The sequence below is a fragment of the Rhizobium sp. 007 genome (assembly GCF_015353075.1).
In the GTDB taxonomy this organism is placed as follows: Bacteria; Pseudomonadota; Alphaproteobacteria; order Rhizobiales; family Rhizobiaceae; genus Rhizobium.
In genome coordinates this window covers 462,150-476,622 of record NZ_CP064188.1, presented here as the reverse complement: position 1 = coordinate 476,622, position 14,473 = coordinate 462,150, and the positions used below count along the sequence as shown (strand labels likewise).

The following is a 14,473-nucleotide window of genomic DNA, read 5'->3' as shown; positions in this document are numbered from 1 at the left end:
GTCTCAAGAAGCATCAGCCGCGCCATACGATCAGGACCCCGAGCGCGATGGCCAGGACGTGGCAGACCGTCAGCGGAATTGATTGTTCGAGGAACCGCATCCAGAAGAGTTCGAGCGCGACGAACAGGTAGATGCCGACGAAGACGCGGTCGAACCAGTTGGTGATGATCGGCAGAAAGCCTGTCCGCTCGGATTTGCGGCCCGCCACTTCCGGTTCGGCATCGATCTGTCCGGAGTCAAATGGCTCTTGCATCGCTCTACTCCTTGACTGCGCCGAAGGTGAGACCTGCCACGATATGCCGCTGGACCACTGCGAATATGACGAGGGCGGGGATGAGCGTGATCACGGCGATCGCCGCCATCGCCCCCCATTCCGTTCCCGTTGTCGTCACATATTCCGAAAGGCCTGTGGTGATGGTGCGCGCGTTGAAGCTGGTCAGGGTCGCGGCAAGCAGGAACTCGTTCCAGGCGAAGACCCAGGTGAGGATCAGCGTGACGGCAAGGCCAGGCCGTGCAAGCGGGAAGATGACTTCGTGAATAACCTGCCACGTCGAGGCACCATCGACGGTCGCGGCCTCATCGAGTTCCTTGGGAATTCCGTCGATGGTGGGCCTCAGCGTCCAGATCGCGAAAGGCAGGTTGAACGTGCAATAGAGCAGGATCATGCCGATCTTCGTGTCGTAAAGCTTCCAGTCGCCGAACGTGATGATCTGGGTGAAGAGCAGGAAGAAAGGTAAAAGGAACACCGCCGCCGGCGCCATGCGGTTGGTGATCGTCCAGAAGAAGATGTTCTCCTTGCCTGCGAGGTCGAAGCGCGAGAGCGCATAGCAAGCCATGAAGGCCAGCACCGTGACCAGCACGGCGTTGCCGCTGGATATGATCATCGAATTGAGCATGTAGCCGCGCAGCGTCTCATTGCCCAAGACGTTGACGTAATTCTTCCAGTAGATCACGTCGAGAAACAGGCTCGGCGTCGTGAAGAGATCGACCGCCGGCTTCACCGAAATGACGAAAAGCCAATAGATCGGGAAAAGCGTCAGCAGGCTCAGCAACAGCCAAAGCGCCACGTAAAGAAGGGGATTGCGGCCCGGCATCAGAATGTCCTCTTCCGTTCGCGTCGAGCCACGAGGGCGACATAGAGCAGCCAGCACATCACCAGGGTGAGGTAAAGGACGATCACCGAGATCGCGGCGCCATAGCCGTAGTCGGTTTTTGGGAAGACGATCTTCCAGATGTGCAACCCGACATAACGGGTTGCGGCTCCCGGCCCGCCCGAGGTCAGCATCCAGACTTCATCGACAGTGCGCAGCGCATCCATCAGGCGGATAAAGACCGTTGCGAGAATTGCCGGTCGGATCATCGGCAGTGTGACGTGCCAGAAGATCTGGCGGCGGTTGGCGCCATCGATCTGCGCCTGTTCGAACGGCTCTTTCGGCAGGGCGAGCAGTGCGGCAAGCAGTGTCAGCGTCACCAGCGGCGTCCAGTGCCAGATGTCCATGATGACGGTCAGGGTGAAAGCGGTGGTGGCGTCGCGGCCGATGTTGAGATCGTATCCGAACCAGTTTCTCAGGAGATAGGGGATGATGCCGATGCTGGGCGTCGTCATCAGGCGCCAGACCGAGCCGACGACGATGGGCGCGACGATCAGGGGCAGTGTATGGATCGTGCGGAAGAAGCCCCGTCCAGGAAATTCCTTCATGAAGAGCTGGGCGAGGAGATAGCCCAGCGCGATCTCGCTCAGCACCGCGAAGAATGCGAATTTCATGGTAAAGGCAATGGAGGTCAGGAATTCGGCGTCGAAGACAAGGCGGCGGAAATTGTTGGCGCCGTTGTAGATCATGTCGGGGCTGGCGCCGAACGGGTTCCACTGGTGGAATGCCACGTAAAGCACGTAGATGAAGGGTATGATGCCGAAGATGCCGAGGATCGCGATCGTCGGGGCGAGCATCAGCCAGCCGACAGTGTTTGAACGCATGAATTCCGTGCTCCCGAAAGATATCCGTGCAGATCAACAGCCTGCACTATCCGGCAACTGCGCCCGGGTGGCGGTCCTGGGAGAGGCCACCCGGACGCAGGCTCTTGTCGGTGTTATTTGCGATAGCCGAGATTCTTCAGCTCTGCTTCGGCCGCCGCCGCCATCTGGTCGAGGCCCTCATCCGGACCTACTTCGCCTAAGAGGATCTTGTAGAAGATCGGCGCCGTGGCTTCACGCACCTGCGCATGGAAGGGGAAAGGCGGCGCGCCGGCGAAGAGCTTTCCCTGGTCCTTGAGCATGGTGTAGTAGCCATTCAGCTTCTTATCCATGTCGAGGACCTTGGGATCGTCATAGGTCGCGGTATTGGTGATGCGGGGTGCGGCAATCGCCCAATCGGGCTGGACCGAGTCCTGGCCGATGAACTGCAGGAAGAGCAAGGCCGCTTCCTTGTTCTTCGACGTCACCGGCAAGCCGAAGGCACCGCCGTCATAGTAGCCGAGATAGCCTTTGCCGCCCTCGACCTCCTTGAGGACGTCGGGTTCGGTGGGCGGAAGCGCGACGCCGACATTGCCGACCACCTTGGACTTTTCTGCATCCGACGCGATCCAGGCGGCGTTCTCGCCATAAACCAGGCCCTGTGCGACGCGGCCGGCGGCGAATGTCGTCCCGACTTCCGTCCAGGTTGAAGCAGCAGATTCAGGCGGAGCGATGTCCCGCAGATGCAGCCAGTATTTGATGGCGGCCTTGGCCTTGTCGCTGTTCATCTGGCCGCCATTCTCGACGGAGGCGGCATAGTTGTTGTTGGCGTCGATACCCCAGTTGTAGACGCCGAATGTCGGAGCGATCGACTCGAAGAATTCGTACCAGGAGGCCGGGTGACCGGTGTGCGCCTGGGCCGTCGTTCCCCAGAGCTCCATCCCGTTGTCCTTGCCGTACTTGGTGAAGAACTCAGCAATCTGGGTATATTCCTCATGGGTCTTGGCCGGAGCCAGATCCTTGCCGGTCTCCTTCTTGAAAGCTTCCTGGATTTTTGGATCATTGAAGAGGTCGGTGCGATAGAGATAGACCTTGATGAAGGCTTCCATCGGAATACCGAAGAGATCGCCGTCGGCGTTCTTGAAGTAGTTGGCGAATGTCGTGAAATGGGTTTCATCGAATTCCGGCGCCTTCAGTGACGGATCGTCCTTCAGCGATTTCGAAATGTCGGTCAGGAAGCTGCGCCCCAGATAGGCATAGATGATGTCCTGCTCGATATAGACCATGTCATAGATGCTGGTCTTGGCTTCCATGTCCTTGATGGCCTTGTCGTACATCTGGTCCCAGGAGGTGGTCTCGATCTGGACCTTGATGCCGGTCTTTTTCTCGAATTCCGGCGCAAGCACGTCCTTGATGTAGTTGGACGGCGGCGTGCTTTCGGTCACGCCGTGCAGGACGACACCCTTGTATTTTGCGCCGGCATCCGACCAGAAATCGGCCCTTGCGGGTATTACGCTCGTAAGAACACCGATCGCAAGCGCAGCGATTCCAATTCCACTTTTCCTGATCATAATTCCTCCTCCTTGTGCCTTTGCACCACTTGCGGGCGCTGGCCGGCAAGTACGTTCCCACGACCGACAGGTGTCGGCTCCTCCCAGGTTCCGGCAGCACGGCTCCTCCCGGCTTCCAGATACGGTTCGCCTTCATAGGATCGCGACCTCTGGGCTGCTTTCCCGGCTTCGTTCCTATTGGCGTAAGAAGAGCTTAGTGCGCGGTCTTTTGCTCCGCCACGCGTGGTTTGCCGGCGACCTATACTTTTTCGCCGACTGCCATGGCCGCCGAATAGGCACGAATTTCCCGGAAGGGATCGCTTCGCGCTTGCGTTCCGATCTTGTGGGCGTTGCGCCGGTAATCCGAGGGCGTGCGCCCGCAGATCTTGAAGAACTGCCTGTTGAAATTGGCAATGTTGTTGAACCCGACCTCAAAGCAGATCTCGGTGATCGGCCGATAGGTCTGGGTAAGCAACGAGCAGGCGGCATAGATGCGCGCAAGGATGACGTAGCGCGCGAAGGTATGACCGGTCTGGCGCTTGAAAAAGCGCGAGAAGGCCTGCGGCTCGAGACCGCAGACCTTTGCGACCGAGGCCAGATCGATGTCGTCGCTGTAGTGCTCCAGCACATAGCGCATGGCGACGTCCAGCTCATGGGGCAGTTCCATCTGCGAAGAGGCCGGCGCGAGCCGCGACAGCCTGCGCCGCTCGGCGGGATTGCGTGCCAGCGCGATCATCAGCTGCAGGAAGAGCACGACACGCTCGGCGCCGTGGGCGGAGCCCATCTGCGCAAGCAGCCGCCGGCCTTCAAGTGCCGTGGCGCCCAAGAATTGCACGCCGTAGACCGCGTCCTCATAAAGCGGCTTTATCGTGCCGAGCTCGGGACAAAATGAGCCGACGCGATCGGCCCATTCGGGGGTAAACTGGATCAGCACGTCGCGGTTGCGGATCAGCTTGCCGGGCTCGATATCGCTGACCCAATTGTGCGGCACGTTCGGACCAGTCAGCACCAGGCAGCCAGGCTCGAACTCGCCGATATAGTCGCCCACCATCATGACGCCCGAAGTCGTGCGGGTGAGATGCAGTTCGTATTCAGGATGATAGTGCCACTTCGCTCGGAAATAAGGGTAGTCATGCATGTTCCAGCGAAAGGATTCTGCTGGCGGGCAGATGATCATCTCGAAATCGGGTACGATCCGCAAATCGGCTTTCATGGAAATAACCTCCTCCCGACAGGCAGGTCGTGGTTCCGCGGGCGCCTATGTCGGCATGCACGCCAAAAGAGCGTTTCGTCGTTCGGCTCCCTTGGCCAGTCGCAGCTTAAGAGCAAGCGAGCCATTGGTTCCCCCTGCACGTCGGCCTTCCGTTGGCGCTGGTTTGCGCCTTATATGTTGCCTGAAAAAACAAATTAGTTCATTTGGGAAAGCTGTCAACACCAATCTCATAACCCCAAGTTCCCAAGCACCTGCAGGCCACTATTGAGGCATTTGCACGCCGAAAAAAGCATTTGCTCATTTTGACATCGAATGCTCGACCATCCTCGATCTGGAAATCCGCTTGACAGACGCGCCTGAAGCTTTATTTGTTGCGCAATGCAACATACTTTTTGATAGGGGGAGAAGATGGGCCGGTTAGGTATTCATTCTTTCGTGTGGACGGGCGGACAAACCCAGTCGATGCTTGAGGAAGCAATGGAGAAATCCGCCTCCTGCGGTTACAACCTCATTGAGTTCGCCTACCTGCGCCCGGAGAAATTCGATCTCGATGCACTCGCCCAGCGGGCTGCGGCGCTGAAACTCGATATTGCTGTCACCATGGGCCTTCCGGTCAGCCACGACGTGTCGAGCGAAGATGCGCAGGCGGTTCGAGCGGGCGAAGGCATGCTGGCCGACGCCGTGCGCGCCGTGCGCGACATAGGCGGGAGCAAGCTCGGCGGCATCCTTTATTCCGCCCACGCGAAATACGCCCGGATGCCGACCAAAAAGGGATGGGACAGCAGCGTCGCGGCCATCGCCAAGACGGCTGGCCTTGCCCAGTCTGCAGGGATCGACCTTGTTCTTGAAGTGGTGAACCGTTTCGAGACCAATCTTCTCAACACCACCGCCCAGGGTCTCGCCTTCATCGAGCAGGTAGGCTCAAAACATGTGCGGCTGCACCTCGACACGTTCCATATGAACATCGAGGAAGCGAACCCGGCGGCGGCCATCCGGCTAGCGGGCGATAAGATCGGCTACTTTCATATCGGCGAAAGCAATCGCGGCTATCTCGGCGACGGCGTCATCAATTTCGATCTCATGTTCGATGCATTGCTCGACATCGACTACGAGCGCGACATCACCTTCGAATCCTTTTCGAGCGCTGTCGTCGATGAAGGTCTGTCGCTTGCCTGCGCGATCTGGCGCGACACCTGGACCGAAAACATGCCGCTCGCGCAGCATGCAAAGCGATTCATCGACCTCAAGATGGACGAGGCGAAACGCCGTCGCGCGACCGTTGCGCGGCCGTGACGGCGAAAGATGGGGGAAAGGTGAAGTCCGGTAGATACCGGGCGTTTGCGGCCCAGTCATGATGTGTCAGTGGTCGGACAAGAGAGGCAAGGAGAATCGCCCGTGAATGAAGTGGGTCCAATCGCGTCTCCGAGCGGGATCCGCCAGCGCAATGAACTCGCGGCGATGCGGGCGCTCTATCGCCACGGCCGCTTGAGCCGGGCGGAGCTTGCGCGCATTCTAGGGCTCAATCGCTCCTCGTCCGGCCATATCATCGCCGGACTAACCGCCGAGGGCCTCGTCCGCGAGGTGGGAACCGCCGAGCAGGCCCAGACGACCCACGCGGGGCGGCCGGGCATCATGCTCGAACTTATGCCCGAAGCCGCCTTTTTTCTCGGCATCGAGATCGGCGTCGAACATATCACGGTGGTTGAGGTCGATCTCGCCTGCCGCATCGTCAACAACCGAATGGAGCCATTCGACGGCCCATCCGTCGATGTCGAGACTGCGGTCTCGCGCGCGATCGCGATCGCCTTCGACACATTGCCGGCCGAACACCGCAGCCGCTTCGAGGGCCTCGGCGTCGCCGTGCCGGCGCAAATGGACCGAAAGGGGCTGATCAACACCGCTCCCCTGCTCGGCTGGCAGAACATACAGCTTGCCGATCTCGTGCGTGCGGCCGTGCCGGCACAAATGCCGGTCATGGTGGAGAATGACGCAAACGCCTTCGCGACCGGCGCGAGCTACGGCGCTCGGGAGGTCCATTCGGGGGTCACGCTCTATCTCGTCATGGAAAGCGGCGTGGGCGGCGGCATCGTCGTCGACGGGACCGTGCTTCGCGGCGCGCGGGGACTTGCCGGCGAAATCGGGCATCTGCGCGTCGATGGTGCCGATGCGCCCGGCCGCAGCCTGGAAAGCGTCCTCGGTCTGGAGTGCATCCTGAGCATCTATCGTTCCGTCTCGACGCAGCCGGAACCGAACTTCGCGACTTTTCTGGCCGATGTGCGCGACCGCGTTCCCGGCGCCGTCGCCATAGCAGAAGACTGGGCGCGTGCGCTGGCTTACGGCCTGATTCAGGCCTGCAGGATCATCGATGCCGACAGGGTCGTCCTTGGCGGTTCGGTCGCCGCGCTCTATCCGTTGATGGCGGCGCGCGTCCTGCATCACATTCGCTCCATGCAGGAGGAGAGCTTTCCGCTGCCCTTGATCGAAACAAATGACGATGAGACGGTGGGGCCGGCCTTCGGCGCTGCCTGCATGCTTCACCAGCGCTATCTCCTGACCGACAGCGCGCGCCCTGCCGAGGATGCTGCATGACACCGACAGGCTTAGCCCCTGATGCCCTTGGACCAACGATAACGATCGGCGAGATCCTCGTCGAGATCATGGCAACGGATCGCGGCACGGGCTTTCTCGAGCCGATCACTCTCATCGGCCCCTACCCCAGCGGGGCTCCGGCAATCTTCATCGATCAATGCGCCAGAATAGGCGGTTCGGCCGGCATCATCGCCTGCGTGGGCGACGACGACTTCGGCCGCGTCAATGTCGCACGGCTGCGCGCGGACGGCGCCGATGTCTCGGCTATTTCGACCAGCCCAGAGTTTCCAACCGGCAGCGCCTTCGTGCGCTACCGGAATGACGGTTCGCGCGATTTCGTGTTCAACATAGCAAGATCCGCCGCCGCCCAGATCGACCTTACCGCCGCGGCGCGCGCGCTCATTGCCCGATCGGGCCACCTGCATGTCATGGGAACCGCGTTTGCTATACCCGGCGCCATCGAGATTATCGAACACGCGATCGCGGCGATCAAGGCTCGCGGCGGCAGCATCTCCTTCGACCCGAACGTCCGCAAGGAGTTGCTCGGGCAATCCGAAACCCGCGCCCGCTTCGCAAGGCTTGTCGATATCGCCGACCTGATCCTCCCGTCTGGAGAAGAGCTGTTCGTCGCGGCTGGCGTCGAGGGCGAAAGTGAGGCGGTCCATGCGCTCTTCGCCCGTAACGCCAGCGAAGTGGCACTCAAGCGCGGCGCAAAGGGCTCGACCGTCTTCACACGGGAAGGCCGACGCATCGACTGCCCGGCCTTCGCAGTCGAAGAAATCGATCCGACCGGCGCCGGAGACTGCTTCGGTGGCGCCTATGTCGCGTGCCGCCGGCTCGGTATGCCAATCGAACAGGCGCTCACCTATGCCAATGCGGCCGGCGCCCGCAATGTCACGGCCAAGGGGCCGATGGAGGGGGCCGGCACCCGCGCCGAACTTGACGCCTTCATCGCCATGACACCGGGGCACAGCCCATGACATTCGTACTCGCCAACCTAGCGCGCAGCCGACGCACGGGCGGCATGTTCGGCATCACTTCCGTTTGCTCGGCTCATCCCATCGTGATGCGCGCGGCCCTTCGACATGCCGTGGCGTGCGATGGTCCGGTATTGATCGAGGCGACCTGCAATCAGGTCAATCAGTTCGGTGGGTACACGGGCTTGAAGCCCCGTGATTTTGTGGCGCTGGTGGAAAAGATCGCCGGCGAAGAGCGCCTGCCGCGAGACAAGGTCATCCTCGGAGGCGATCATCTTGGTCCCAATCCATGGCGCGCAGAACCTGCCGAGGTCGCCATGACCAAAGCGGAAGAGATGATCGCCGCCTATGTCGAGGCTGGCTTCCGCAAGCTCCATCTCGATACGTCCATGGGCTGCGCGGGTGAACCGGTCACGCTCGACGACGCGACGACAGCCGGACGGGCCGTGAGGCTGGCGGCCGTGGCGGAACGGTGCGCGGCCTCTTCAGGCGGTGAGCCACCGGTCTATGTCATCGGAACCGAAGTGCCGCCGCCTGGCGGCGCGCATCATGTAATCACCACGCTCGAACCGACGGGCGTCGACGCGGCGCGCAAGACGATTGCGCTGCACCGGACGCGGTTTGACGAAGCGGGCCTCGGCAAGGCCTTCGACCGCGTGCTGGCGCTTGTCGTCCAGCCTGGAGTCGAGTTCGGCAATGAAAACGTCATTGTCTACGACCGGGCGAAAGCACAAACCCTTTCCGCGCTGCTCGACGAGGAGCCCGCGCTTGTCTATGAGGCGCATTCGACTGACTATCAGGGCGCGGAAGCGCTCCGCGAACTCGTCGAGGACGGATTCGCCATCCTCAAGGTCGGACCGGAATTGACCTTCGCACTTCGGGAAGCACTCTACGGACTTGACCTCATCGCAAGCGACTCCATCCCCGGTTATCCGAGCCGAAACCTCATGGTCGTGATGGACGCGCTGATGAGGAAGAACCCCGGCCACTGGAAAGGCCACTATCAGGGTTCGCAGGCTAAGCAGCATATCCTGCGACACTACTCCTATTCCGATCGTATTCGCTACTACTGGAACCACCCCGCGGCCGAGGGTGCCGTCTCGCGGCTCACGCAAGCACTCGACGGCCGGATCATCCCGGCACCTCTTTTCCGGCAGCATCTGCCCACTTTTGTGAGGTACGCTGGAAAGCCCCTTGAACCGCAGGAGTTGCTGATCGACGCGGTGCGGGCAGTTCTCGACGAATACCAAAGCGCTCATCAGCCGGGTCGATAACAACACGCATCGCAATCAACGACGACCCCACCCTAGCGCAACGTTGCGATGGACAGACCCAAGCGGTAAGCTCGCAACGAGAAACAAGGGCTTCGTCAGCGAGACGACACCTGCCGACGAGGTCGCCGGCGCCACGGTGATCCTGACGCTATGGTCTCGTCCCGGACTTCTGCCTCAAGCTGCCGGAGGTCCGGGACTGCAGAGCATTTACAGAACATGCGGCGGATGTCGGTTTCACATGCGATTTAGAATTACGTCTTCTTCCTCGTCTCGCTGTCGGCCTCCGAGTGCTGCGGCAGCAGAGGCAATGAAAGCGCCTATCAGGAGAGACAGAGCGCCGAGCATCGCAGTCGTTGCCGCTGCCTCACGTGCCTCATCTGCAGCTCTTTGGGCAGCGACCTTGGCATCCTCCACACGCTTTAAGATGGCGTCAACGCGCGTCTTGGCATCGGCCTCCGAAAGACCTGCGTGCGATGCCACGATCGTTGCGAGATAGTTTTTGTCCTCATCTGGGATCCCGCCTTGAGCGGCGCCTTGAAGAAGGATTCTCGAGACTTCAGCCGTGGCTGCACCCTGGTCGGTCGTGGCCTGCGCGCGGTTTCGGTCTGGTCGAAGCAAAGCATCGGTGAAATAGGACGCCGAGACATCGGTCGCCGGCGACTGTGATGATCCTGCTGCGACAGCGCCAGCAAGGCTTGCGTTGGTCGCCGCTTGGCCGACTGCCTGCGCGCCGGCCCCAGCAAGCGAGGTCAAAGATGACGTCAGGAAACCCACCACGAAAATCGTGGCAACCGCCCAACTGATTAAACCATGAGCGGTGTCCCGGAAGAAGACCTCGTCGGTGTGAACAGCTGCCCATCTTGTGCGGAGCCGGCCCGTGAGGTAGCCCCCTAACGCTGCCGACAACCACTGCACGACCACCAGCCAAATCGCGGCCGTCACGCCAATGGCCTCTGCCGAAGCGCTCTGTCCCGCCCAAGGTGACACCATCGTCAGCCCGACACCAGATCCGAGAAGCAAAAGGATCAGGGTAACGCCTGTGGCGGCAAAAGCACCACCGAGGATCGGTCCCCACGACATCGCGGACTTGGACGATTCGACAGGAGTGGCCGCGACGTCTGGACCTGTCATGGACATGGACATGGACACCCCCTATCGCATGAAGAGAACAAGGAGAATGACGATTGGCAGTGGAATGCCGAGAAGCCAAAGAAGAATACCGCGACCCATGGCGTTGCCTCCGATCTTGAGGTTTTGAAGTTATTGCAGAGACTTAACGCCGACGCCTGTTCAATGTTCCGGCGGTCTAACCGCGGGACGCCGCTCTTTCTGCAATACGACGGGGACGAATTGATACGACTGACCGCCGGGTCTCTCGATCATCCCGAGCGGATTCGACCGGCGGGGCACTATGGCGTCGAAAGCCGCCTGCGGTGGGCGGAATGCGGACCCGGTTTGCCAGAAGAGGAAACGCAGGAGAGATTCTAGCTTGCGAAGGACTTTGCTCGCAGCCGCCGTCGTCGTTCTGGCCTCGCGGGCCGCGACCAGGGTCACCCTCCCACAACCGGGGCGTCCTCGTCCCTCTCCAGCCGTTCCACACCAATCATGTGGTTTCGCGCGCCACTGACCTAATGAGTTCATCGACTTTCGTGTGAAGCACCCGCGTGTCGCGGTTCTGGGAATGCTGGAGAAGAACGAGGATGAAACAGGTTGCCAGTGTTCCCTAGCATATTTGTGGCCAGGAGCCATTGCTTGGTTGGACCCGTCGCCAAACCGAAAATAACCCAGATTGCGATAACTGCGGCAACGGCCATCAGGGCAAGCCTTGCTTCCGACGATACGGAGTGATCCGACAGGCGACCAACGAGCTGATGAGCTACTGGGGGTGCGCACGCTTTCCTCACCAGGCTGGTCAGGCGACGCATGGAGTGTCCTGCTAAACTGCCGTCTTCTCCTCCGCCTTTTGATCAACGCACTCGGCTTTTTCCGCCAGCATCTTGCTCATTGCTCGAAGCTCGTTCTCGCCGAGTTTTTCAATTCCGACGAACTTATTCTGCGCCTGGGATGTCAAGATCAGTTCATCGAGCTTCGCCTGAAGAGCTTTCCCGTCGCGATTTTGCGAGTTCTGCAGCACGAAGACCATCAGGAAAGTGATTATGGTGGTGGATGTGTTGATGACGAGCTGCCACGACTCCGAGAAGTTGAAGAACGGGCCGGATATCGCCCAAATCAGAACCAAAGATACCGCAAGAATGAAGGTCCCCGGTCGGCCGGAAAGGTCGGCCACTCCTGCTGCGAACTTGGAAAAAAACCTGGACGCCATTTGCTACCTCCGCGCTGATCGTTCCCATTAACGGCCGGGAAGCGTAGCGGTTCCTCTGCGCATCGACGTCGGTCCTCTGGCGGGTACGCATGAATATGTCGGCAGTGTTCCTTTTTCGCAGGCGGTCAATGTTCACGGCCCGGGGACGAGCTGCAATGCGGCTCACTGTCGGTTGTTGATTGGGGCCTGAAAAGTTGGGCAGCTGCATACCCCCAGATCCGCACTTGGTAGTTCCGGCGCTGACACTCGGGGTTGACGCATCTAGCGCAAACTCTAGCTGGAGTCCGGGCGCATCAACATCGAGAGGATGGCAAGTGCTCCAGCAAGAACGCATGGACCGTGCGAAGCGCACGACGCAGACCGCGAAGAATATCCTCGACGAAGAACGTCGCCTTCGTGTCGCGAAGAGCAAACGCCTTCGCGCAGCTCGAATGGCAACACCCCGAGAAAAAACCATCTTTAACAGGGGAGATGAAAATGCCTCAGCTAGATAGAATTCCAGCCATTCCGCTCCACGATGAACATGTCGTCACAGCAAGAGAGGCGCTCGAAGGGCTTTATCTGAAACTTCAGCAGGAGGCCGAAGTGCGCCTGGTTGCCGCAGCACTCCGTGCAGGCTGGTCCGCCGAGGAAGCGATAGATGCCATCGACGACCTTCGGAAGGAAGACGTGCAGGTCGTGAATTGACGCGGCGAGGTTTGTCGCAATGATACCGGCAGATCAGGGTAAGCCCCTCGAGGAAGGGTCGATGGCCAGCGTCATCGGCAATTTTGCCGCATTGTTCGGTTGTTTGGACGTGGCGCTCCCTCCATTGCACATGCAGGTAGAGGAACTTTTTTATCGCTCTGGTAGTTGAAGCCACCGACCGCGTTAAAATGCTGCAGACTGGAAGGCAACATCTCCTGCAGCACGTGCGGCCAAGGGCTCGCCTCTTCCTTCTTTGGAGGCGAGCCCATGACGACTCCTCCCAGGTAGCCGCTCCTTTTGGCTGGATATCATCGACGAAAGTGGCATTCCTCGCCAAGCCGATGCGCGCCAGCATTCACCGCTTGCCGGGTTGGAGCCGTGAAGTCGAAGATTGGGAATATCCGACGTCGCGGTCAGCCGCCGCCGGTCCTTCGCACCACCTGCTGATCGCCATTATTCCGGACGGCACGCGCTATGATCAGGACTTTTCAAGCCTTGGCGCCCGATCTCCCGTCAGTCAGGGAAAATGCCGTGGGAACCTCGAGTGTGCTGCCTCGTTAGGATGAATCAAAACAACAATAGGAGGAAGCGTCATGAAACTCACTTCGTTGGCTCTGATTGCCGTTGGCATGGCAGCTTTGACATCCCAACCGAGCTTTGCCGACTGCGTGGACATAACCGGGTCCACAACGACGGAGGGTCGTAGCGGCATCGCCAAAGATGGTACTCGTGCTCCGATGGAAGGCAGTGAAACCACGCAAGCGCAAAAGAACGAGGCTGGCGCCAATGCACCTCAGAAAGAGGGTGGAACACTGCCGTTGGCTACGAACCCCAATCTTGCGACGTCTGAACAGGACGTGGTGGCACAGCAGCATGGCGATAAAACCGCTGCTGCGAAGGCTCAGCAAGACAAGTGCGATTAATCAGGCGACTACATCGTAGATGTGAGGGAGGCATTCGCCTGCTAGGGCACCTGGCCGCCCAAAGTCTGCGACGGAACCACAAAGTGTGATTGGCGAGCTGCTCTGTTGGTGTGCAGGATCGAAAAGCGCGTAGCTCCCGGCTTCGGGCATGGACGTAAGCTCCTGCGCCGCGAGGTGCGCGGCTTGCGTGGGGGCTTTGGCGATTGCCGTTCTTGATCTTCTTGATGTTCTGGGCGGTTGCGACCATGAGCTCTGGCATCGGACCCGGATGCGACTTACCGCGGTGCCCATGAGGCCCCCTGGCATCGGCGAAGGAGCGTTCGAACGTCTCCTTTCGTCAGTTATATCTCGCCTTGCCCCAACTGCTGAGCAGATGAGCAGTGATCGTTCGGCATCAGCTCATCGAACGGCGCCATCTCGACCGTCTAGTCGGGAGGTTTCTTCACCATGTCCCTGTGAACACAAACCCCCGGCACAGCCAGGGGTTTGTCTGCAGTCTGACCCAGCGTCTAGCCGGGTTTTTCTTTCTTAGTGCCACGTCTGGTTTTCATACCAATCATCGACGTCTTGATGGACGCGGTCGCGGGCAATGCCGTAGCGCTCCTGGATCTTTCCCTCCAACTGCTCGCGCTGGCCGGCAATCTGATCAAGGTCGTCGTCTGTGAGCTTGCCCCATTGTTCCTTGATCTTGCCCTTCATCTGTTTCCAATTACCCTCGACGCGATTCCAATCCATAGTGCTTCCTCCTTTTGTTGTGTCGAGGAAACGGCCCTTGGCATGTTTTGTTCCGAGCAGCCGCGCCACCTGACGGCGCAGACAGCGCGGTCTGGCTGGCACTTAATGCCTTTCACAAAGCCGTCGAGACGGCTGCCTGTAACTCCCCTGTGGTTGATCCGAATACCACAAACAGCACGACCAACACCAAATCATCAGAGTCTTCCGATTGCAGACAGGCAGCGAACCCCCAGGAAAACACCGGCAATAGC

15 protein-coding genes and 1 pseudogene are annotated in these 14,473 nt (G+C 59.9%); 7 read left to right on the top strand and 9 right to left on the bottom strand.

The window, feature by feature from the left end; genetic code table 11:
- Positions 1-13: 13 nt before the first annotated feature.
- From ISN39_RS23330 to ISN39_RS23310, 5 genes are all read right to left on the bottom strand, one after another.
- Positions 14-253 carry a DUF2160 family membrane protein gene (locus ISN39_RS23330; protein WP_239603066.1) on the bottom strand — a complete coding sequence of 80 codons (240 nt, stop codon included), beginning with the start codon at positions 251-253 and terminating at the stop codon, positions 14-16.
- Between the two features lie 4 nt (positions 254-257).
- Positions 258-1,094 (bottom strand): carbohydrate ABC transporter permease, encoded by an 837-nt coding sequence (locus ISN39_RS23325; protein WP_194730633.1) that lies wholly within the window; start codon positions 1,092-1,094, stop codon positions 258-260.
- The gene (locus ISN39_RS23320) at positions 1,094-1,975 is read right to left on the bottom strand and encodes a sugar ABC transporter permease (protein ID WP_022712687.1); all 882 of its coding nucleotides are present in this window, start codon (positions 1,973-1,975) and stop codon (positions 1,094-1,096) included. Before ISN39_RS23320 ends, ISN39_RS23325 begins: the two co-directional genes overlap by 1 nt.
- Positions 1,976-2,088: 113 nt before the next feature.
- Complete coding sequence (locus tag ISN39_RS23315; protein WP_194730632.1) at positions 2,089-3,522, bottom strand: extracellular solute-binding protein; 1,434 nt, start codon at positions 3,520-3,522, stop codon at positions 2,089-2,091.
- Positions 3,523-3,760: 238 nt separating this feature from the next.
- Positions 3,761-4,714 (bottom strand): AraC family transcriptional regulator, encoded by a 954-nt coding sequence (locus ISN39_RS23310; RefSeq protein ID WP_074072574.1) that lies wholly within the window; start codon positions 4,712-4,714, stop codon positions 3,761-3,763.
- A gap of 408 nt (positions 4,715-5,122) precedes the next feature.
- On the opposite strand from ISN39_RS23310, the gene ISN39_RS23305 reads away from it, so the two are divergent.
- From ISN39_RS23305 to ISN39_RS23290, 4 genes are all read left to right on the top strand, one after another.
- Positions 5,123-6,007, top strand: a complete 885-nt coding sequence (locus ISN39_RS23305) for a sugar phosphate isomerase/epimerase (protein WP_194730631.1) — start codon at positions 5,123-5,125, stop codon at positions 6,005-6,007.
- A gap of 102 nt (positions 6,008-6,109) precedes the next feature.
- Complete coding sequence (locus tag ISN39_RS23300) at positions 6,110-7,303, top strand: ROK family transcriptional regulator (protein WP_074072576.1); 1,194 nt, start codon at positions 6,110-6,112, stop codon at positions 7,301-7,303.
- The gene (locus ISN39_RS23295) at positions 7,300-8,283 is read left to right on the top strand and encodes a sugar kinase (protein WP_194730630.1); all 984 of its coding nucleotides are present in this window, start codon (positions 7,300-7,302) and stop codon (positions 8,281-8,283) included. The genes ISN39_RS23300 and ISN39_RS23295 overlap by 4 nt, the downstream gene beginning before the upstream one ends.
- Positions 8,280-9,554, top strand: a complete 1,275-nt coding sequence (locus ISN39_RS23290) for a D-tagatose-bisphosphate aldolase, class II, non-catalytic subunit (protein ID WP_194730629.1) — start codon at positions 8,280-8,282, stop codon at positions 9,552-9,554. The genes ISN39_RS23295 and ISN39_RS23290 overlap by 4 nt, the downstream gene beginning before the upstream one ends.
- 234 nt (positions 9,555-9,788) lie before the next feature.
- Here ISN39_RS23290 and ISN39_RS23285 read toward each other — a convergent pair whose 3' ends face one another.
- Positions 9,789-10,697 carry a hypothetical protein gene (locus tag ISN39_RS23285; RefSeq protein WP_194730628.1) on the bottom strand — a complete coding sequence of 303 codons (909 nt, stop codon included), beginning with the start codon at positions 10,695-10,697 and terminating at the stop codon, positions 9,789-9,791.
- A gap of 171 nt (positions 10,698-10,868) precedes the next feature.
- On the opposite strand from ISN39_RS23285, the pseudogene ISN39_RS37975 reads away from it, so the two are divergent.
- Positions 10,869-11,042, top strand: a pseudogene (locus ISN39_RS37975) (GFA family protein); the annotation flags it as partial.
- Between the two features lie 115 nt (positions 11,043-11,157).
- On the opposite strand, the gene ISN39_RS36665 reads toward ISN39_RS37975, so the two are convergent.
- Complete coding sequence (locus ISN39_RS36665) at positions 11,158-11,256, bottom strand: low affinity iron permease family protein (RefSeq protein WP_246763497.1); 99 nt, start codon at positions 11,254-11,256, stop codon at positions 11,158-11,160.
- A 234-nt stretch (positions 11,257-11,490) separates the two neighbouring features.
- A complete protein-coding gene (locus tag ISN39_RS23275; RefSeq protein WP_194730627.1) occupies positions 11,491-11,877 on the bottom strand; it encodes a low affinity iron permease family protein in 387 nt (128 codons plus the stop codon).
- A 477-nt stretch (positions 11,878-12,354) separates the two neighbouring features.
- Between ISN39_RS23275 and ISN39_RS23270 the strand changes: the two genes are divergently transcribed.
- Positions 12,355-12,564, top strand: a complete 210-nt coding sequence (locus tag ISN39_RS23270) for a hypothetical protein (RefSeq protein WP_052451938.1) — start codon at positions 12,355-12,357, stop codon at positions 12,562-12,564.
- Positions 12,565-13,157: 593 nt separating this feature from the next.
- Positions 13,158-13,487, top strand: coding sequence for a hypothetical protein (locus ISN39_RS23265; RefSeq protein WP_194730626.1), 330 nt, complete (start codon positions 13,158-13,160; stop codon positions 13,485-13,487).
- 528 nt (positions 13,488-14,015) lie between these two features.
- Here the strand turns inward: ISN39_RS23265 and ISN39_RS23260 are convergent.
- Positions 14,016-14,222, bottom strand: coding sequence for a CsbD family protein (locus tag ISN39_RS23260; protein WP_194730625.1), 207 nt, complete (start codon positions 14,220-14,222; stop codon positions 14,016-14,018).
- Positions 14,223-14,473: the final 251 nt, after the last annotated feature.

What these genes read in the sequence shown, in the direction of transcription:
- ISN39_RS23330 (WP_239603066.1), bottom strand. Translation starts at nt 253, where the DNA reads ATGCAAGAGCCATTTGACTCCGGACAGATCGATGCCGAACCGGAAGTG.
- ISN39_RS23325 (WP_194730633.1), bottom strand. Translation starts at nt 1,094, where the DNA reads ATGCCGGGCCGCAATCCCCTTCTTTACGTGGCGCTTTGGCTGTTGCTG.
- ISN39_RS23320 (WP_022712687.1), bottom strand. Translation starts at nt 1,975, where the DNA reads ATGCGTTCAAACACTGTCGGCTGGCTGATGCTCGCCCCGACGATCGCG.
- ISN39_RS23315 (WP_194730632.1), bottom strand. Translation starts at nt 3,522, where the DNA reads ATGATCAGGAAAAGTGGAATTGGAATCGCTGCGCTTGCGATCGGTGTT.
- ISN39_RS23310 (WP_074072574.1), bottom strand. Translation starts at nt 4,714, where the DNA reads ATGAAAGCCGATTTGCGGATCGTACCCGATTTCGAGATGATCATCTGC.
- ISN39_RS23305 (WP_194730631.1), top strand. Translation starts at nt 5,123, where the DNA reads ATGGGCCGGTTAGGTATTCATTCTTTCGTGTGGACGGGCGGACAAACC.
- ISN39_RS23295 (WP_194730630.1), top strand. Translation starts at nt 7,300, where the DNA reads ATGACACCGACAGGCTTAGCCCCTGATGCCCTTGGACCAACGATAACG.
- ISN39_RS23290 (WP_194730629.1), top strand. Translation starts at nt 8,280, where the DNA reads ATGACATTCGTACTCGCCAACCTAGCGCGCAGCCGACGCACGGGCGGC.
- ISN39_RS23285 (WP_194730628.1), bottom strand. Translation starts at nt 10,697, where the DNA reads ATGTCCATGTCCATGACAGGTCCAGACGTCGCGGCCACTCCTGTCGAA.
- ISN39_RS23275 (WP_194730627.1), bottom strand. Translation starts at nt 11,877, where the DNA reads ATGGCGTCCAGGTTTTTTTCCAAGTTCGCAGCAGGAGTGGCCGACCTT.
- ISN39_RS23270 (WP_052451938.1), top strand. Translation starts at nt 12,355, where the DNA reads ATGCCTCAGCTAGATAGAATTCCAGCCATTCCGCTCCACGATGAACAT.
- ISN39_RS23265 (WP_194730626.1), top strand. Translation starts at nt 13,158, where the DNA reads ATGAAACTCACTTCGTTGGCTCTGATTGCCGTTGGCATGGCAGCTTTG.
- ISN39_RS23260 (WP_194730625.1), bottom strand. Translation starts at nt 14,222, where the DNA reads ATGGATTGGAATCGCGTCGAGGGTAATTGGAAACAGATGAAGGGCAAG.